Origin of the sequence: Streptomyces mirabilis (genome assembly GCF_018310535.1) — a bacterium.
Classification (GTDB): Bacteria; Actinomycetota; Actinomycetes; order Streptomycetales; family Streptomycetaceae; genus Streptomyces.
The window spans coordinates 8734207-8752963 of sequence record NZ_CP074102.1 but is presented as its reverse complement, the minus strand read 5'-3'; the positions used below and the strand labels follow the sequence as shown (position 1 = coordinate 8752963).

General features: G+C 68.4%; 18 protein-coding genes, 1 tRNA gene and 1 pseudogene. 7 read left to right on the top strand and 13 right to left on the bottom strand.

The annotated features are described in order from the left end of the window. Positions 1-29: 29 nt before the first annotated feature. From SMIR_RS38920 to SMIR_RS38890, 7 genes are all read right to left on the bottom strand, one after another. The gene (locus SMIR_RS38920) at positions 30-368 is read right to left on the bottom strand and encodes a MerR family transcriptional regulator (protein ID WP_212728102.1); all 339 of its coding nucleotides are present in this window, start codon (positions 366-368) and stop codon (positions 30-32) included. Positions 369-1448: 1080 nt separating this feature from the next. Further along, a complete protein-coding gene (locus SMIR_RS38915) occupies positions 1449-1607 on the bottom strand; it encodes a hypothetical protein (protein WP_248002758.1) in 159 nt (52 codons plus the stop codon). Between the two features lie 15 nt (positions 1608-1622). Beyond that, a complete protein-coding gene (locus tag SMIR_RS38910; RefSeq protein ID WP_168488605.1) occupies positions 1623-2090 on the bottom strand; it encodes a cupin domain-containing protein in 468 nt (155 codons plus the stop codon). 285 nt (positions 2091-2375) lie between these two features. Next, on the bottom strand, positions 2376-2906 hold the full coding sequence (locus SMIR_RS38905; RefSeq protein ID WP_168488607.1) for an SRPBCC family protein: 531 nt from the start codon (positions 2904-2906) through the stop codon (positions 2376-2378). An 84-nt stretch (positions 2907-2990) separates the two neighbouring features. After that, entirely contained in the window at positions 2991-3941 is a 951-nt protein-coding gene (locus tag SMIR_RS38900; RefSeq protein ID WP_212728101.1) for an alpha/beta hydrolase, read from the bottom strand. Positions 3942-4137: 196 nt separating this feature from the next. Continuing rightward, on the bottom strand, positions 4138-5079 hold the full coding sequence (locus SMIR_RS38895) for an NADP-dependent oxidoreductase (protein ID WP_168488611.1): 942 nt from the start codon (positions 5077-5079) through the stop codon (positions 4138-4140). A gap of 113 nt (positions 5080-5192) precedes the next feature. Continuing rightward, the gene (locus SMIR_RS38890; RefSeq protein ID WP_168488614.1) at positions 5193-6014 is read right to left on the bottom strand and encodes a helix-turn-helix transcriptional regulator; all 822 of its coding nucleotides are present in this window, start codon (positions 6012-6014) and stop codon (positions 5193-5195) included. Positions 6015-6172: 158 nt separating this feature from the next. Between SMIR_RS38890 and SMIR_RS38885 the strand changes: the two genes are divergently transcribed. Continuing rightward, positions 6173-6541, top strand: a complete 369-nt coding sequence (locus SMIR_RS38885; protein ID WP_168488616.1) for a hypothetical protein — start codon at positions 6173-6175, stop codon at positions 6539-6541. Positions 6542-6574: 33 nt separating this feature from the next. Here SMIR_RS38885 and SMIR_RS38880 read toward each other — a convergent pair. Then, positions 6575-7449 (bottom strand): IS5 family transposase gene (locus SMIR_RS38880; RefSeq protein WP_248002759.1). Its coding sequence is split into 2 segments (ribosomal slippage): positions 6575-7056 and positions 7056-7449, totalling 876 coding nucleotides; the frame shifts between segments, so codons are not numbered across the junction. Between the two features lie 377 nt (positions 7450-7826). Here SMIR_RS38880 and SMIR_RS38875 point away from each other — a divergent pair. The 3 genes from SMIR_RS38875 to SMIR_RS38865 all read left to right on the top strand — a co-directional run bounded on the left by SMIR_RS38875 (position 7827) and on the right by SMIR_RS38865 (position 9858). Further along, positions 7827-8069, top strand: coding sequence for a hypothetical protein (locus SMIR_RS38875; protein ID WP_168488618.1), 243 nt, complete (start codon positions 7827-7829; stop codon positions 8067-8069). A 32-nt stretch (positions 8070-8101) separates the two neighbouring features. After that, positions 8102-8722, top strand: coding sequence for a helix-turn-helix domain-containing protein (locus SMIR_RS38870; protein ID WP_212728100.1), 621 nt, complete (start codon positions 8102-8104; stop codon positions 8720-8722). A gap of 677 nt (positions 8723-9399) precedes the next feature. Then, a complete protein-coding gene (locus SMIR_RS38865; RefSeq protein WP_168488623.1) occupies positions 9400-9858 on the top strand; it encodes a ricin-type beta-trefoil lectin domain protein in 459 nt (152 codons plus the stop codon). A 7-nt stretch (positions 9859-9865) separates the two neighbouring features. Here the strand turns inward: SMIR_RS38865 and SMIR_RS38860 are convergent, their stop codons facing one another. After that, on the bottom strand, positions 9866-10999 hold the full coding sequence (locus SMIR_RS38860) for an IS630 family transposase (RefSeq protein WP_212728099.1): 1134 nt from the start codon (positions 10997-10999) through the stop codon (positions 9866-9868). A gap of 152 nt (positions 11000-11151) precedes the next feature. Between SMIR_RS38860 and SMIR_RS38855 the strand changes: the two genes are divergently transcribed. Continuing rightward, positions 11152-12417 carry an IS701 family transposase gene (locus SMIR_RS38855; RefSeq protein WP_168488627.1) on the top strand — a complete coding sequence of 422 codons (1266 nt, stop codon included), beginning with the start codon at positions 11152-11154 and terminating at the stop codon, positions 12415-12417. 126 nt (positions 12418-12543) lie between these two features. Here SMIR_RS38855 and SMIR_RS38850 read toward each other — a convergent pair whose 3' ends face one another. From SMIR_RS38850 to SMIR_RS38840, 3 genes are all read right to left on the bottom strand, one after another. Further along, positions 12544-13098: a transposase gene (locus tag SMIR_RS38850; protein ID WP_168499913.1), complete on the bottom strand. Its 555-nt coding sequence runs from the start codon at positions 13096-13098 to the stop codon at positions 12544-12546. Continuing rightward, positions 13095-13577, bottom strand: coding sequence for a helix-turn-helix domain-containing protein (locus SMIR_RS38845; protein ID WP_249938536.1), 483 nt, complete (start codon positions 13575-13577; stop codon positions 13095-13097). Before SMIR_RS38845 ends, SMIR_RS38850 begins: the two co-directional genes overlap by 4 nt. Before the next feature lie 265 nt (positions 13578-13842). Then, entirely contained in the window at positions 13843-14895 is a 1053-nt protein-coding gene (locus tag SMIR_RS38840; RefSeq protein WP_168488629.1) for an Lrp/AsnC family transcriptional regulator, read from the bottom strand. Positions 14896-15198: 303 nt separating this feature from the next. Here SMIR_RS38840 and SMIR_RS38835 point away from each other — a divergent pair, with 303 nt between their 5' ends. Further along, positions 15199-16113, top strand: coding sequence for an alpha/beta hydrolase (locus SMIR_RS38835; protein ID WP_168488631.1), 915 nt, complete (start codon positions 15199-15201; stop codon positions 16111-16113). A 455-nt stretch (positions 16114-16568) separates the two neighbouring features. Continuing rightward, a pseudogene (locus tag SMIR_RS38830) lies at positions 16569-17572 on the top strand (IS5 family transposase). Between the two features lie 785 nt (positions 17573-18357). Here SMIR_RS38830 and SMIR_RS38825 read toward each other — a convergent pair. After that, positions 18358-18431 (bottom strand) — tRNA-Met (locus SMIR_RS38825). Positions 18432-18757: the final 326 nt, after the last annotated feature.

Below are 18757 nucleotides of genomic sequence, written 5' to 3'. Positions count from 1 at the left end.
TGCGGGAAGGCCGACGGGGCCCAGCCTCTTCAGGCCGCGGCCGTTGGGTTCGCCGATTCGGCGGCGCGGCGGTATTCGGCGTTGATGCGCTGGGCTTCTTCGAGCTGGTCTTCGAGGATGATGATGCGGCAGGCGGCCTCGATGGGAGTGCCCTGGTCGACGAGCTCCCGGGCGCGGGCGGCGATGCGCAGCTGGTAGCGGGAGTAGCGGCGGTGGCCGCCCTCGGAGCGGAGCGGGGTGATCAGGCGGGCTTCGCCGAGGGCGCGCAGGAAGCCCTGGGTGGTGCCGAGCATGTCGGCGGCCCGGCCCATAGTGTAGGCGGGGTAGTCGTCGTCATCGAGCCGGTTGAACGAGTCGTCTGCTGTCATCGCACCTCTCTGTGGAACGCCTGGAGGGGCCCTGGTGCCATATGGCACCAGGGCCCCGAAGGAACTGCTACACCATCTGCCGGCCCTGGTACTGCGCCGGCCTTCTGTGTCCGCACGCCCACCCGGGAGAGGACGGGCAATGCGGGGATCGCGGTTGCCTGACCGGAGACCACCTCACTATCGATGTCCTGCGGTACCCGGGCTCAGCGTTTTCGCCCGGGCGATCCTGATGGCGCGGGGCTCCTCCGTTCTTCCCTCTTGATCAACACTTACCGAAGGGGGACTGCGTACTGCTGGTCCTGCACACTGCTCTGTACTACTGGTGATGCGAACTGCTGGTGGCCTGAGTGAGCGCCACTCTTCGGCAGCCAGCCCCGTCGCCCGTCCTGCGTCTGCTCTGGCTTGGAACCCCGCTGCCGAACTTCCCGGTACGCGCGCCCGCAGCCGACGCCTTTACCGAGGAACCGCTGACAACCGCACTGCTGGTACTGCGAACTGCACCTACGGGTAATGCACTTGCGTTAACTGCGGTCCTGCTCACGGCGGCCCCTGATCACTGCGGGCCACCCGGTCCGGTCGTCAGCCCCGTCGCCGTCCTGCAACAACCCTGGCTCCGGAACTCCACCACCGCACCGTCCTGCGCACTGCAACTGCGTACTGCTGCCCGGTAGTTCGTGTCTGCCGGGCCCTGCTCGATCTCGGCTACGAGAGAAACCATAACCACGCGATCTCCCAATGTCTACTCTGGCTAACATAGATTTCCGCGTGTCCGACGGCGAGGTAATCGACCTCGAACGTGGACGGAGGCCAGCGCCTGTCACTGCGAGGGTTGACGGGGGGCAGCCGGGGCCTGTGCGGCGGTCAGAGGAGCGGGCATGGCGATCCAAAGGCCAGGGTGACCACACAATGAGCGTCAACGCCACACCCACCCGTTCATCTGCTGGTCGATGAGGACCTTGCTGCGGGCTGTGGGTGAAGTGGTGGGGTGCCGTAACGGCGGAGGGCGTACGGACCGCCGGGTCCGGGGCGGGCCCAGGCGTCCGTTCAGGGGCTCTGTGGTGCAATGGCTGCTGGTACGTATCAGAGCGCCGTCCTGCTCCAGGCGGTGGGGAGCGCGTGCGCGATGCCGCCCAGGGACAGGCCGGTCACGCTGCTGATCTGCCGCACGCTGGGTCCTTCGCCGTGCTCGGCGATCCAGGCCCGTACGGCGGCCAGGGTCAGCTGTCGGCACAGGTGCACGGGTCCGTGAGCGGTTCAGCGCGGCGGGCCGAGGATGACGCCGCCGTAGAGCTCGGATGCTGCCGCCAGGAGGGACTTGGGGATCTCGAAGCCGTCGGGGCGCGGGGTGGTGAGGTCGCGTCCGGCGTGGCGGAACATGCCCTCGATGCCGCCAGGCGTGGCGATCATCAGAAGGTCGGCGCGGTCGGAGGTGATGCGGTAGCCGTGCGGGACGTTGCGGGGCAGGTAGACGATCCCGCCTTCGCTCAGTTCGTGTTCCTCCTCCCCGGACCACACCAGGGCCGTGCCCTTGATCAGCATGAACACCTCGTCCTCGCGGGTGTGCAGGTGGAACGGCGGGGCTTCGCCCTTGGCGACGTCAAAGCGGCCCACGGTCAGCTTGCCCTCGGTGGCTTCCTTGTCGAGGAGTACGGAGAACGTTCCCCCGTCGAGCCATTCCAGCTTCTGCTGCTGTTCGGGCTGCGCCAGATAGGCCATGGTCATCGGGGACCTCCAAGGAAACTCCAGCCTTCGGGCCGGGGCGGAATCGGACTCCTGCGGAGCGGGACAAGGGGCTGGGTGTGTTCGCCTCGTACATCCGCCGGGCCAGGCCGCCCGTCGGTGCTGTGGCGCTCTTTCCGGCCCTGCCGCGGGTGCCGTGCAGTGGATCTCGGGGCCGGTCCGAGCTGATCGTCCGTCGGGGCTGGAGTCCGTGGGAGGCCGGCCTCGAGGACGGGTTCCCACGGGTTCAGCTTGATCGGACCGACCGGGTGCCGCTGCTTCGGGCCGTCACCCGGCCCGGAGCAGCGCCTGCGCGCTGTTGTGCTGTGCTTCGATGACGTGAACGCACCGGTCGAGGGCGGCCACCATGTAGCGGCGCCAGAGCGGGGTGAAGGGGCCGGCGAGGATCCAGCGGCGGCCGGGCAGCGGCTTGAACTCGTAGGTCCAGCGGATGAGTGCGCCGTCGCCGTCGGGGTTGACGTTGAACTCGCCCCGGATGCCGACCGCGAGGCGGGAGAGGACGTTGGTGAAGCCGGTCAGCTGGTAGGCGAAGCTGGAGCCCGGTACGTACTCGGTGAGTTCTTCGTCAGCCTGGGAACCGTCGTCGAACTGCGGGCTTCTTCGTGGGCCCGCGTGGTCCCAGGCCTCGGTCTGGTTCTTCACGCTGCTGATGCCGGGGAACGGGGCCACCGGGCGGAAGACGGTGGGGAGGTCAATGGGCGCCAGGATGTGGAAGGCGTCCCGGGGTGCCGTGCGGGTCCGCTGCTGGACGGTGATGGTGACGGTCTTGTCGCCTGGGCCGATGAGGAGTGTGGTCATGGTTCAGCTCTCCGTGGTGGGGAGGATGCGGTAGTCGGTGTAGCCGCCGTGGAAGGGCGAGGCCGAGCGGGTCGAGGGAAGGGGCTAGAGGGAGGCGAGGACGCGGACGCGGTCGGCGATGGCGCGGCGAGCGACGTCGGTGGTGAAGGCGATGGAGTCGTACTCGTGCGGGACGCCGGGGTGCAGGTGGAACTCCACAGGGACGCCGGCCCGGCTGAGCTTGGTCGCGTAGGCGAGGTCCTCGTCGCGGAAGGCGTCGAGCTGGCCGACCTCGATGTAGGCCGGGGGCAGCCCGGTCGCGCCCTCGAGACGGGCGGGAGCCGCCGTGGCGGGCACGTCCGGCCTGCCCGCCGCGTCGCCGAGCAACGCCGGCCACGCGGTGCGGCTGTCGTCGTAGGACCACAGGAGGTATGGCTCGATGTGCGGGTCGGGCGTGGTGGTGCGGTCGTCGAGCATCGGCATGAGCAGGATCTGCCGGGCGATTGCCGGACCGCCACGCTCCCGGGTGGGGATCGACAGAGCCGCGGCAAGTCCGCCTCCGGCGCTGTCGCCCATCACTGCGATCCGGCCCCGGTCGACGCCTAGTTCGCCGGCGTGTTCGTGCAGCCAGCACAGGGCGGCGTAGGCGTCCTCGACCGGCGTCGGGAACGGATGCTCGGGGGCGCGGCGGTATTCGACCGACAGCATCGGCACGCCGCTGGCGGAGACGTAGCGCGAGACCGGTCCGTCGAACAGGTCGATGTGGCCGAAGATGTAGCCGCCGCCGTGGAAGAACAGCACCGCCGGCCCTGCTGCAGCGCCGGTCTTGGCGTACCAGCGCATGGTGATCTGTGTGCCGTCGTCGGCGGTTGCGTGGTGCTCGGCGGTCGTGACGTCGGTCGGGATCGGCTGGGCCGCCGAGGCGGCACCGATGATCGGCTCCCACATGGCGCGGCGGGCGGGCACGTCGCCGACCGCCGGGGGTGTGGCGTGGGCCATGGCCTCGGCCATGGGGGCGAAAACCTGGGCGAACTCGGGGTCGAAACCGAGTGACATGGCTGTCCTATCTTTTTGGCTCATGGGTCTGAGCTGGTGTGATGCGTAGGAGCGGTGTGGCCCCAGCAGGATTCGGCTGCGGCTGGCATGAATTGCTGGGGCTGCGCTCTGCCAGGTCCGGCAGAGCGCAGCCCCCCGCGATGGCTCGACCGCTTGTAGGGAGACGCGACGCGATCGCCGTGCCGAAGAAGGCCGCCTAGGTGAGAGAAGCGACGGTGGGAAGGACGAGGACCTTGCCGGAGAGCGCGCCTTTTGCGGCCTCCGCGTGCAGCGCCGGCAGCTCGGCCAGCGGCACCCGTCGGGCGATGTCGACGTGCAGCGCTCCGGAGTCGACCAGCGTCACCAGCCTCGCGAGCTGCGCGGCGTCGCTGTTGACGAAGAGGTTGACGCCGCGCACGCCGCGTTCCTCGTCGGAAGGCGCGGGCATCCACACCGTGGTGTTCACCACGATGCCGCCGTCGCGGACCACGGAGGTCAGCGCGGCCAATTGCATCGGATCGACCGGCGCGAGGTTGAGCACGACGTCGACCAGCGCGGACAGCTCGGGGACCCCGTGGCCGAACACCTCATCGGCACCCGCCGTCCTGACGCGTTCGCTGCTACGCGGCCCGGCCGTGGCGATCACGTGTGCGCCGGCGTGCTTGGCCAGCTGGACGGCGTAGCCGCCGACCGCGCCGCCCGCACCGTTGATCAGCACCCGTTGGCCAGCAGTGAGCTTGGCGTGGTCGAAGAGGGCCTGCCAGGCGGTGAGCCCGACCAGCGGCAGCCCGCCCGCATCGGCCAGCGGGATGCTCGCCGGCGCTGCCGTCAGCAGGCCGGCCGGTGCGAGCACGTACTCCGCCGCCGCGCCGGCACCGGTCATCGGCAGGAAGCCGACGACCTGGTCACCCGCCCTGACCCTGTCCGCGCCCTCGCCCAGGGCGTCGACCGTGCCCGCGACGTCGATGCCGGGGGTGTGCGGCAGGGTCACCGGGATGGGGCCCTTCATGAAGCCCGCACGGATGTTGCCGTCGACCGGGTTGAACGACGTCGCCGCCACCCGGATCCGCACCTCCCCGGCTGCGGGGACCGGCTGTTCCACGTCCTCGTAACGCAAGACGTCCGGAGTGCCGTACTCATGGAAACGCACTGCTTTCATGACAAATGCCACCTTTCATGGCAGAGAAGATGCTTCGAATCTGAAGCATCGTGAGACCCGGGCACACCTCGGCTTCGAGGCAGTGCCTTCAGGTGTGTGAGGGACGACAGCCGCTAGACGGCGGTCAGGAGCTGAAGCTTGCCGTGGCTCGGGGAACCGGGCACGGCGGTGAACACCAGCAGCGTGTGGCACTGCTCCGGATCCAACAGCATCTCGGCGTACAGCTCCAGCTCCCCCAACTCGGGGTGCAGGTAGCGCTTGAGATCGTGATGGTGGGTCACTCCCACCTCGTGCAACCGCCAGATGTTCGCGAACTCGGAACTGGCCTCCAGCAGCGCCGCGACGATCTCGCCGGCCCTCCCTGTGGGATCCGCCGTGTACGCGTCCCGGATCTCCGCGGCAAAGACCCTGCCCCGTATCGGATGATCCTCGACGGGGTACAGGCCACGAACCCGCGGATCACCGGTGAACCAACGGTAGACCAGGTAACGGGACATGCCCGAGTACTGGGTGTAGTCACCGAGCAGGGCGACCGCCGGGGGCGTCTGCAGCAACGCCTCGCCGAGCCGTGACAGCACGATGGCGGGCACGTCCGAGAGGCCGGCGACGATCCGCGTCATCGTGGGACCGATGTAATCGTCCCGCGGGATCCGCCGCGGCGCCGGGTTCCCGCCCAGGATGAAGAGGTGGTCTTGCTCGCTCTGGTTGAGGCGCAGCGCCCGGGCGAGCGCGACAAGCATCCGCTCCGACGGCGCCGGACCCCGCTGCTGCTCGATTCGGCTGTAGTAGTCGGCCGACATCCCGGCCAGCACCGCTACCTCCTCGCGCCGCAGCCCGCCGGTGCGGCGCCGCTGCCCGCGGGGAAGCCCGACATCCTCCGGCTGCAACGCCTCACGACGCGCTCGGAGAAAATCCGCCAGCAACGCCCGGTCCATCGTCCGACCTCCTCTGTTCGACAGGACAATCTTGACGCGAACCGGAGACCGGATGAAGGGCAGTTCTAACCCCGGACAAGTTGTCCCTGGCTAGGGTGCGTTTCATAAGCGGCCGTCCGCTGATGTCCGCAGCATGATCGGCCAGTACAGTCGCCCTCATGGCAACACCGGTACTGCGGGCGATTGAGTGGGACGGGACGTCATGGGACGACCCGTCTGACGAACATCTGCACGATCTACTGGCCGACATGAGCCTGACTTGGCGATTTGTAGTTGTCCAGCGGCTCGACCTCGAACCTGTCGGCCAGCACTACATGCAGGTCTATCTCAACGACGACCTCAGCTACCGGGTTGAATACCTCGAGGGTGGCCCGGACAGGCACTTCCACGCCCGGGTGCCGCGTGAGCACGAGGTGTTCGCCGTGGAACCTGTAGCCGAAGTGCTTCAGGACTGGGCCCGGGGGCGGCCGGGCTGGCGTAAAGCTCTTCCCTGGGCTCCGTGGCCACCGGTGGAACCAGCGCGATGAACCTCGTGCGGCGCGATGCGCGCCGCTCGGCCCTCACAGCCACTCGTTGATCGCCGCGATGACCACGGTGGCTTCGTAGCGGACGGCGAGTTTGTCGTATCGAGTCGCGACGGCCCGGTGCCTCTTGAGGCGGTTGATTCCGCATTCGACAGCGTGGCGTTCGCGATAGTCGGCCTTGTCGAACTTCGGTGGCCTGCCGCCGCGCATGCCACGCTTCTTTCGGTTGCGGATCTGGTCGGTCTTCTCCGGGATGGTGCAGCGGATGCCGCGTCTGCGCAGGTAGGCGCGGTTCGCGCGAGAGCCGTACGCCCTATCCGCGCGGACCTTGTGGGGCTTGGTGCGCGGGCGTCCCGGACCGACGCGCGGGACACTGACGCGGTCGAGCACATTCTGGAACTGCGGGCTGTCATGGCGGTGGCCAGCGGTGATGACCAGGGACAGCGGCTTCTGCCCCTGCTCGACCGCGAGGTGGAGCTTGGTCGTCAGTCCGCCCCGGGAGCGTCCGAGTCCGTGGTCGGCCGGTTCGCTGTCGACGCCGCCGGGCGGTTCTCGTTGGAGAGCCCCCTTTTTCGGGCGCCGGCGGCATGCTGGTGTGCGCGGGCGATGGTGGAGTCGACGCTGACGTCCCAGGTGATCAGCCCGTCGGCGTCGGCCCGGGCCTGGAGCTGTTTGAGGATTCGCTTCCAGGTCCCATCGCGCTGCCAACGCCGGAACAACCCATAGACGGTTTCCCACTCGCCGTACCTGATCGGCACGTCCCGCCACGGCGCACCCGTCCGTGTCCGCCACCGAATGCCGTCTATCAGTTGCCGCTTGGACCAGACCGGAGGCCGTCCCGGCTTCTTCCCCACCGGCAACAACGGCTCCAGCCTGGCCCACTGCGCACTCGTCAGATCCCCACGTTCCACGCGTTGATCATTACAGAGCTTGATCAACTTCTAAAACGCACCCTAGTGGACGTTCTTGGACACTCCTGGACGGTCTTGGAGCGGCAGCAACGGTTGGCGAGTACTCCATGTCCTGCGCTGCGGCTTGGAGCTGCTGACCGACTGAACAGTTGATGGTCGTGAGTCCCCAACTCTCCTCATAAAATGGAAGTTGCTCCTCGTATCACCGTGACGCCATGCTCGAAGCAAGGCCGCGCAGTGCTGCCCCAGGGGTCTGCGAAACCCCTTCTTAACGTCCGGGCTAGGACGAACCTCACGGAGGTCTCTCCATGCTGTGGCTCTGCACGCAGGGCGGTTGGGCTCTCTGGCCTGCCACTCTGACGGCGAACGGATGCGTCGTGCGTCCTCCCGCCCGTCGTTCCTTCGGCTTCGGTCGGATTCTGGGCACGGTCGCCGTACTCACGGCCTCGATCATCGCGCTTGGTGAACTCTGGATCCACGGCCATGCCGTGGAAGTAGCCGGGGCTCTCTGGGCCGCGCTTCTCATCGGAGTGGCGGACAAAGCGTCCACCGCGCTCGCGCGGCCGCTGCGATCGCTCCTCCGCTTCTCCGAGCGCGCGCTGCGCCGAGGGCATCGGTGACCGCGGTGGCAACGATCCAGAGAAGCGAGGACATGCCGCATTCCGAGCTGGCGCATGCTCTCCGCGAGTTGCGAGTCAAACAGGGTTCGCCGACGCTCAGGCGGCTGTCAGACCGCGCCCAGGTGTCCCCCGCGTCGGTGCAACAGTGGCTATTGGGCAGAACGCTCCCCCAGCGCGACGCCCTCCTGAAGGTCCTGGAGGCTCTGGATAGTGAACCTGACGACGCTGCCCGGGTCCTGAGACTTTGGGATCAAGCGGTCACGGGTCGGGAGCGAGGGCAACGCCGGGCCGAGATCGCGTTCCACAGCGACATTCCCCTGCCGCAGTTCGGACAGCCGGACCCGCTGACGGTGGCCACGCCGGCCCAGTTCGTCGAGGCCTTGCGTGCCGTCCCGATCTGGGCGGGCTCGCCGTCGCTGCGGACACTGGCGGACCGCGGCCGGAGCCGCCTGAGTAAGAGCAGCGTCGGAGCCATGCTCAACTCGGAAGAACTGCCCAAGTACGACCGGTTCATGGCGTACTTGTACGCCTGCGGGATCCGGGACAAGAACTTGGACGTGTGGGTATTCACCTGGCGGCGGCTGAAGGCGCTGCAGGGGCCCGAGTCCCAGTGGATGCCAGGACTTACGTCTGCTGCGGCGTCGTTCAGGTAGTCCCAACGGTGCGACGCGCCAAGAACGGCCCCTTATCCGAGGGGCCGTTCGTCGTCACAGCTATGGCATAACTGTGACGCCGGGGCGACCCTATCGGGCTCTCAGCGCGGCGTGCTGAGGACGCGTCAGGCTGAGAGGTCGGGCGAATCGCCGACCGCGCGGCCGCCGGCTCCAAGGGTCCGCCGCTCGCTCGGGGACGTCGCCGGGTAAGGGCCGAGCACTCCACGGGCCCGCAGCTCGTCAAGGTCGGGGAGACGGACTCCGGGGACTGCATCGAGGAGGTCGGCCTGGGCAGCGCGGATGCTGTGCGCGTCCTGGGGGCCAGTGCCAAGGGTGCGGCGGGCCGTCACGCGATCATCGTATGGGCGACACCCACCGCCGCTCTACCCAGCATGCAGCTCGGATATGGGGAGCTTATCCGGGATTCACAGGCTGGCGGGATCCGGCGCTTCACCGCGCCCTTGCGGCTACCGTCGCACACCGGGCGCATCAGGTGGACCGCTGCCGCGCTTCCACTGCCCCCGCACGGGCGGTTTGGCATTGATGCCAGCTCAGGGGCGCCGCGACGCCCATAGCGTGGAAGTCCAGCGGGAAGGGCGCCGGGCTTCTGTGAGCTTGGCAGCGCGGGCCGGTCAGCCCGCACCTTCCTCCCCGTTCTCTTCCGGTTAAGGAGTCCCGTGCGTATTCGCTCGATCCTGTCACTGGCCGTGCCCGCCGTTGCCGTGATGGCGCTGGCCACTCCCGCCCAGGCCGCCGACGACGGCTTCTACTACATCCGTGATGTACGCACTGGTGCGTGCCTGGCGGAAGGGCCGCACGGCGGCCGCCTCGCGCCCTGCGACTGGAACCCCGTATGGGAGATCCGCAACCAGGGCGACGGCATGGCCCAGATCGTCGAGGCGCGCGGAAGAGACCGCTGCCTGGCACTCGCGCCCATCCCCATCTACCCGCCGCTCGTGTCCGTCGACCAGTGCGGCAGCCGGCCCGACCGGTGGACGATCCAGGGCCAGCCCGACGAAGGGCCAGTTGCCATCGCCTTCGAACGGGGCGAGCTGGGCCGCCTGACCACTGAGGGCGACCATGTCACCGTAACCCCCTACGGCGGCCCCCAGTGGATCCTGGAGCGGCTCGGCTAGTGCCGCATCAGGCAACGTTCGCCCTGTTCACGACCTTGCGGAGGCGTTCGTCGGCAGCGTGCCTGTTCCGCCAGATGATATAGCGGCGGATCATGCTCCCCTGCTCCTTGTGGCTGGCGTGGTCGGTGCCGTCGAGAGCGAAGTGGCGCAGGGCGGTGAACTGGGCCTCGATCCGGTTGAGCCAGGAGCTGTTGGTCGGGGTGTAGGCGATCTCCACGTTGTTCGCCGCTGCCCACGTCGCGACGCGCTGGCACCGCTTCGTCGTCAGGTGTGGGGAGTAGTTGTCACGGACGATCGCAATGCGCACGTCCATCGGGTGCAGGGAGCGCAGGTAGCGGCAGAACTCCAGGAACTTCGACCTGTTCTTGGTCTTCTTGACGTGCCCGTAGAGCTGGTCCTTGGCGAGGTCGTAGGCGGCGAACAGATGCCGGACCCCGTGCGGGCGGGTGTAGGTCGCCCGGCGGCGGGGCCGGGGCTCCCGATCGGGATCCCTGTGCCGGCCGCCACGCTCGGCCCATTGACGGCCGGGGTGGGGCTGGAGGTTGAGCGGCCCGAATTCGTCCATGCAGAAGACGACTTCGGGCTCGCCTTCCTCGGCTATGACCTCGCCGTCGGCAATGGCGTAGAGATGCTCGACCCGGGCTTTCTTGGCCGCGTAGTCCGGGTCGCGTGAGGTCTTCCAGGTCTTCACGCGTTGAAACGAGACGCCCTCCTCGCGGAGCAGGACCCGAAGGCCCTCGTGGCTGATGTCGTCGACCACCCCCTCGGCGACCAGGAAGTCGGCCAGCTTGACCAGGCTCCAGGTCGAGAACGGCAGGCCGTGCTCGGCCGGCTTCGACTTCGCGATCTTCTTGATCTCGCGACGCTCGGGCAGCGTGAAGGTCTTTGGCCGGCCGCCTTTGTACTTCGGGTAGAGCGAGTCGAAGCCGTCGGTGTTGAAGTTGTGGATCACGTCCCGGACCCGATCCGCACCGGTGAACGTCACCTCGGCGATCTTCGTCATGGGCATGCCCTGCGCGGATAACAGCGCCATCTGGGCCCGCCGCCAGGTCACCACCGAACCGGTGCCTCTGCGGATGATCCGCAGCAACCGCCTGCCCTCGTCGTCATCGATCTCCCGGACCTGCACGCGTTCAGCCACGTGACCATTCTGGCGGTCCGCTGCCACCCGGCGCAGCAACCGGGCACCACCTCACCACAGGGCGAACGTTGGCTGATGCGGCACTAGTAGGGCTTGGTCAGGTCGGTTGTGGTGGTGCGTGTCCTGTCGGCCCGGTGTGGCGTTGAGAGTGTGTGACTCCGGACGAGATTGCTGTGGTGCGTGGTGAGTTGGAGGCGTTCGCGGCGGAGGTGTTCGAGCCGTTCGCGCGCAAGGATCAGCGCCGGTGGGGGCAGGTTTATCTGCGGGGGCTGCTGACCGACGGGCAGCGTAAGTCGGTCGAGCCGATGGCCGCCCGGCTCGGGGAGGACGGCAATCGTCAGGCACTGGCCAACTTCATCACCACCAGCCCCTGGGACCCCGCACATATCCGGGCCCAGCTCGCCTGGCGGATGGAGAAGGTGATCGGGCCGGAAGCCCTGGTCTTCGACGACACCGGGTTCCTCAAGGACGGGACTGCCTCGGCATGCGTGTCGCGGCAGTACACCGGCACCGCGGGCAAGGTCACCAACTGCCAGGTCGGCGTCTCGGTCCACCTCGCGTCCGAGACCGCCTCGGCGGCGGTCAACTGGCGGCTGTTCCTGCCCCGGACCTGGGATCCCGCCTCACCGAAGGCCGATGCGGACAAGATCGCCCGCCGCACCGCCTGCGGCATCCCGGACGATGTCGGGCATGTGGAGAAGTGGCAGCTGGCCCTGGACATGCTCGACGAGACCCGCTCGTGGGGGATCGAGGTGCCGCTGGCCGTCGCGGACGCCGGATACGGCGACGCTGCCGCGTTCCGCCACGGACTGCAGGCCCGCGGCCTGAATTACGTGGTGGGGATCTCCACCACGCTGTCGGCTCAGCCCGCCGACGCGGTGCCGGTGGCCGAGCCGTACTCCGGGACCGGACGCCCGCCGGTGGCCAAGTATCCCGACAAGCCACGGTCGGTGAAGGAGTTGGTCATCGCGGCGGGGCGGAAGGCAGCTCGGCCGGTGCAGTGGCGTGAAGGCTCCCGGCCTGGCACCGGCCGCTCCGGCCGCAAGCGGATGTACTCCCGCTTCGTGGCCTTGCGCATCCGGCCTGCCGGACGCGAGGTTCGGCAGGCCACCAACGGCCCGGAGCTGCCAGAGTGCTGGCTGTTGGCCGAATGGCCTGCCGGTGAGAGCGAGCCGGTGCAGTTCTGGCTGTCCGACCTGCCCTCCGGCATGCCTCTGACCACGCTGGTCCGGCTCGCCAAGCTCCGCTGGCGCATCGAGCACGACTACCGGGAGATGAAGCAGGCCCTGGGCCTGGCCCATTTCGAGGGCCGGACCTGGGGCGGCTGGCACCACCACGTCACCCTTGTCTCTGTCGCACATGCCTTCTGCACTCTGCAACGACTGGCCCGGGCCCCAAAAGACACGGCGTCGGCCTGAGCCTCTACCAGGTCGTCCGCGAGCTACAGACACTGCTCGCGGTCTGGACCGGCGCCTGCCCGACCTGCCACCGCGACATACCAGCACCAATACAGACCTGACCAAGCCCTACTAGTGCTGGATTCCTCAAACGGTGTACACATATCGGCGCCGTAGTAAGCGAGTTGGCGGTGCCGGTCTGCCCCAGATCCAGGGGTTGGCCCGGGAGTTGAGCTGGTCGGTCGCAAGGGTGGTGGCGTATTCGATGTCGTCGCGGTTGGCGAATGACCGGCCGGCGAGGGCGGCCTTTCGGAAGATGCGCCACCAGCCTTCCTGCAGGTTGAGCCAGCACGCACCGACGGGGATGAAGGCGTGGTGGATCCGGGGATGGCCTTCGAGCCAGGTCCGAGTGGACAGGCTGTTGTGACTGGACAGGTTGTCGGTGACGATCCAGATCTCACCCTCCGGGTTGGCGTCCTCAAGCAGTTGCAGGAACTGCTGGTAGAAGACGCTGTTGCGGGAGGAAGCGGTCATCGTGACGGCCTGGCCGTCGGCTGGTCGCAGACCGCCGTAGACCCAGGTCTTCTCCGGTCCGCGGCTGTAGTCGAGTTCCGCTTTGATCCGGTGCCCGTCGGGTGACCAGGCGGGGGCGGGCGGGAAGGTCCGCGGGATCACTGGCCCCAGCTCGTCGGCGCAGATCACCGTCGCACCGGCGGGCGGGTGGGTGTAGAGGCCGATGATCCGTGTCCTTTTGGGACGAAGTCCGGGTCCTTCGATCGCGTCCAGGACCGGGTGCGGCGCCAGCGCACGCCCTCGGCGAGCAGGATGCGGCGGACCTGTGAGCGCCCCACCTCGATCCCTTCGGCCCGCGCTGCCGCGGCCAGGGAATCCAGCGTCCACTCGGGTGGCCCGGACTCGTCGAAGGCCCACAGCTCCCCGACCGGCTCCCACCTCAGCCGCCCCGGCGGGACGGTCTTGACCAGGGAGATGATCCGAGATCGTTCCTCTTCGGTGATCCGCCGCTTGCGGCCCTGCCCGCCCAGATCATCCAGCCCTTGCAGGCCTGAGCGGTTGAAGCGGTGCAGCCAGCAGCGGACCGTTTTCTGGCTGCAGTCCAGTTCCACGGCGATCGCCGGCACCCGTAGCCCCGCCCAGCTCAGCTCGATCATCCGGGCCCGCATCACTGCATCCCGCGGAGCCTTCCGCGCCCGCGACAATCGGCGAACGACGGTCCGTTCGTCCTCGTCACGCCCCGGTCGTGCTCGTAAAACCATCGCCCAGCACCCGCCCCCGAGCACCGTCAACTACCCCGCCACCAGGACATATACCCAACGAAAGAGGAATCCAGCACTAGGATCCGCAGTTTCGTGAGCAATTCCGCGTGACCATGAGCACCGTCCGAGCAAGGTCCTGGTGATCATGAGCAGCGGTTACGTTCCGCAGTTGTCAGTTGTAGCTTTTCGACACGGCGTTTCCCCGGCCCTGGCCACCTGGTACCGGCTGGACTGGCGCGGGAGTGCGTTTGGCGGCGCGGCTGACGATGGCCGTCTCGACGTGGGTGATGCCCAGGCCGACCAGGTCGCGGGAGAGGAAGCCGTAGAGGGCTGTCAGGTCCGGGAAGTACGCGGCCGCGTGCAGGTTCGAGGGTCCCGACGTGGCGAACGCGCCGTGCACCGAGGGGTGGTCGGCCAGCGCCTGCCCGGCGGCGGCCAGATGGTCGGGGGCCACGTGCAGCAGGAGCTTGGCCTCGATGGGCAGGCCGAGGCGACGCGGATCGACCAGGACCTGGGTGATCAGGCGTCCCTGGGCGGCCAGTTGGGCGAGGCGGCGGCGCACCGTGCTCTCCGGGTGACCTGTGCGGGCGGCCAGGGCCGCCGCGGTCAGGCGCGCGTCGGGAGTGAGGGCGTCGATGAGGGACTGTTCCAGGGCATCGGTGTCGACGCCGTACGGGCCCGGAGAACCGGAAGCCGTCGCCCCGGGGACCGGCTCGGCCGGGCTCAGCGCCGCGCGTTCGGGCGCAGTCAGCACTTGGTGACGCCACTCGGAGGTGAGCCGGAAGACATGCAGGATCGTGGCGCTCTCCAGGGACGTCACCGCCTGGGTGGAAGGCAGTTGGCGGAAGACCAGCGGGTCGCGTGAACCCGGCTCGGTGCGGGCGACCGCGAAGATCTCGTCACCTGAGGTGGTGACGTCGATGAACGGGATGTCCTCGCGTGCCGCGAGCGCGGCCACGATCGTGTCGAGCTTTCCCCGCAGGACCCGGATGCGCAGGAACAGGGCCCCGGCCGAGCCGCCGTTGCGCGGTCGCGCGACCGATGAGATCACCACGCGCACGGTGCCGTCGGCGCCGAGCGCGTGCAGGCGGCGGCGCACGGTGGTGGGGCTGAGTCCCAGCACGTGGGCCGCCCGCTCCGCGGTGAGGCGGCCGTTCCACTGCAGCGCGGCCACCAGCCGCTGGTCCATGAGGCTCAGTACGGAATCCGCCGATGCGCGCGCCATGAAGGCAAGTTTCGCTCATTCCGTCGCCATACAAAACCCATCTCGGGGACTGCGCCCCAAACATAGAAGGCGTCCACTCCGCCCCGTCCCTGACGCGCGTCAGCGTCGGCGGACCCGCGCCACGGAAGGAGCACCCGATGATCCTCGACCCGCGCATCTGGTTCCCCGGCCTGATCGGCTGACCGTCGGCACCTCCAGGGCCGCCACCGGCGGCCCGGCGAAGAGAGCCTGCGGCGCGACGACGCCGCAGGCCCGCGGTTTTCAGAGCACCCGGAAAAACGACGGTTCACCACGGAGGTCCATGTGCCCGCGTTCAAGCAACGGGAGAAAGTACGCTTCGCCAGCGGGGACACCTCGTGTGCCGCCTGGCACTATCCGGGGTCCAACGGCGGCTGCGTGATCATGGCCGGCGGAACCTCGGTGACGAAGGAGCCGGCCTCGGACCTGTTCGCCGCGCGGTTCAACGACGCGGGTTTCGCGGTCCTGGCCTTCGACCACCGACGGTTCGGGGAGAGCGGGGGCGCGCCGCGCCAGATCGTCCGCTTCGACGAGCAGGTCGCCGACTGGCACGCCGCGATCGAGTGCGCAACCGGTCTGCCGGACGTTGACCCGGACGGGATCTCGGTCTGGGGCTTCTCGCTCGCGGGCGGCCACGTCTTCCGTGTCGCGGCCGACCACCCGCGACTGGTCTGCGCGATCGCGCAGACCCCGGTGGTCGACGGTCGCGCGCTCGCTCCCCACGCGCTGCGCTCCATGACGCCCCTTTCGGTGCTACGTCTGTTCGGCCGGGGCGTCGCGGACGCGCTCGGGGGCCTCGTCGGGCGTCCGCCGCTGCTGGTCCCGACTGCCGGACCGCGCGGCGCGGTCGCCTCGCTCACCACGCCCGACGCCATGGACGGCGACCGGGCCCTCGATCCCGAGCGTCGGCACGCGAACTGGGAGCAGACGGTCGCCGCACGGATCGCCCTGCAGATCGGCGGGTACCGGCCCGGCCGCCATGCCTCCCGGATCCGGTGCCCCCTGCTGGTCGTCGTCTGCGACCAGGACCAGAGCGCGCTCCCCGGCCCCGCCGTTCGGGCCGCCCGGAACGCGCCTCGGTCCGAAGTGGTTCACCTGACGGGCCGTCACTATGCCCCGTTCCTCGAGTCGCACGAACAGGCCGTCGCTGAGGAGATCTCCTTCCTGGAGAAGCATCTGGATTCCCGCGATCCCAGGTGAGGCAGAATCACCCGCTCGATCGACCTGACCAACGGCTGGAACGACAAGTCCGTTGCCGGGACGGCAGCCGGTACTCGGAGTGACCGCCGAGGTCGTGCTGCTGCGCCCCGTTCGGGAGTCGGCCTCGCGCTCTGCCCAGCAGCACCCTGTACGAGCGGGCCCGCTTCCCCAACTTGGCGGGCACCGCAATCGCCCCGGTCAGCCCTCCTGGGCGGGTGAAACCCGCCCGTGCATCCTGAACGAGCGCTACCGCTTTGAGGAATTCCGGGTCTGCCTCGGTCATGTGCCCGGGCAGTCCGCCCACGGTCCCGGGCAGCTCCGCCTCCGTGTCCCCGGCCGGCCGCAGCAGCGGGAGCAGCTCGTGGCGTACCGCCTGGCCTAGGGCCTGTGTGGTGTCGTGATCAATCTTGCCGATCCGGGTTCCTCGGGAAGGGGGATCCGGTAGGAAGACGATCGTGACACGCAGGCAACTCACCGACGAGCAGTGGAAGTTGATCGAGCCGTTCCTGCCGATAGGCGAGTACGGGCCGTACCCCGCACGGCTGCGGGATCAGTTCGAGGGGGTGATCTGGCGGTTCCGTACCAGCAGCCAGTGGCGGGAGATGCCCGGCGAGTTCGGCCCGTGGCCGACTGTCTACGGCCGCTTTCGGGTGTGGAGGGACACCGGCGTCTTCACCGCGCTGCTCGAAGGCCTGATCGCCGAGGCCGCCCGCCAGGGACGGACGGACTTGTCCCTGGTCAGCGTGGACTCCACCACGGCCCGCGCCCACCACGACGCAGCCGGGATGCGCATCGGCAAGGAGGTCCTGGACGCCCTTGAAGAGGCCGCCATCGAGCAGGAGCGGGCCCGGCAAAAGGGGGCGGCCGGCAAGAACAGAACGGACAGCACGGCAGTGACAACCCCGGTCGGGAAGAGCGGCGGCATATCAGGCGACGGCGCAAGCTCCGCTTGAGCCAGGCCCTGCTCGGCAGATCCCGTGGTGGACTGACGAGCAAGATTCATCTCGCCGCAGACCGCAAGTGCCGTCCGCTGTCTCTCGTCCTGACCGCAGGACAGGCCGCCGACAGCCCGCAGTTCGTCCCCGTGCTGCAGAAGGTGCGCATCCGTCTTCCCGTCGGCCGGCCCCGGACCCGGCCCGACGCCGTCGCCGCGGATAAGGCCTATTCCTCCCGCGGTAACCGCTCTTACCTGCGCAAACGCAACATCAAGGCAGTCATCCCAGAGAAGAAGGACCAGGCCGCCAACCGGAAGAAGAAAGGCAGCCGAGGCGGCCGCCCCACACGCCATGACGCCGATCTCTACAAAGAGCGGAACAGTGTCGAGCGCCTGATCAACAAGCTGAAGGCCTGGCGGGGTATCGCGACTCGCTACGACAAGACACCCGGGAGCTATCTTGCCGGCCTCCACCTGCGTGCCTCGATGATCTGGATCAACGACCTCCTGAAGGCAACTGGTTGATCACGACATCACACAGGCCCTAGCGGGAGGCTCACTCCCACCGGCCCGCATCCGGCCTCCGCGGTGCGGCAGGCCGAGGATGAGGCACTGCGTCGCGGGACTACGGCCACTCACCCCGAGGACCGCGGCCTCGCTGGTGTGCATCTGCCGCCAGTTCCCGGTTCCACGTCGCCCCCCCAATCCGTTCCGGATTCGTCTCCGCGAAGCGTCGCCAGTGCTCGTAGTCGTCCAGACCCTTCTGCGTCGCTTCCGTCCGCCCCCGGCCGCGATTCCACAGGGAGGTCAAAAACAACGCGATATCGGTCGCGTAATTTCGCCGCGTCTCCACGGTGTAAGCGCGGAAGACGTTCGACTGTCCGTAACGACTCAGGAGCGGATCCACCCGGTAGTCCGGCGACAGGAAGATGGGGTCGCCAGCTCGCACCCCTACCGCTTGCTCCCGAGCCGGCAGGTCCTCCCACTGCCCAAGCAGCGACCTCCGTACTCCACCCCGCACCGCGTCACGCGGCACCCAGAAAACCCGCCAACTCATCGCGCCAGCACCCCTCTTGATCGGCTTCAGCACGCCGATTCAACAAAGAAGTAAGCAATTCCGCGTGATCATGAGCACTGGCTCAGCGACCGCCCTGGCTCGCGGGGCCAGATCACCGAGGTGTCAGAACGTGCGGGTTCGTGCCCAGGATGTTGACGTCTTCTTCGTCCCGGAGCCCTGTCGCCTAAGGACCAGGTTCGAGCGGGACCAGACACAGTGAAGGCCCGGTATCCACCGGGCCTTCACGTTTGAGTAGCGGGGACAGGATTTGAACCTGCGACCTCTGGGTTATGAGCCCAGCGAGCTACCGAGCTGCTCCACCCCGCGTCGGTAGGGTGAACTGTACGGTACCGGCCCGGCTCGGCCGAATCGGCTTTCGCCTGCCAGCAGGGCCAGGGCGTGAAGCCGCCCTCTCCGAGCAACACGGTGACGCCCCCTCGCGCAGGACATCGACGTGCCCGGCGACGGCCGAATGCGGCCCGGGCGTCGTTGAAGTGGGGAAGGACAACGATCGGCAGGCCCATACCGATGCCCTCGTTGATCAGGCCGAGCGCCAGGGTGTTGGAGACGGGGCAGCCCACTTGGCGAGCGTGTCCCCATCCGCCCGACCTCTACGGGCCCGCGGCCGGTAAACCCTCCTCCCCACCCGTGAC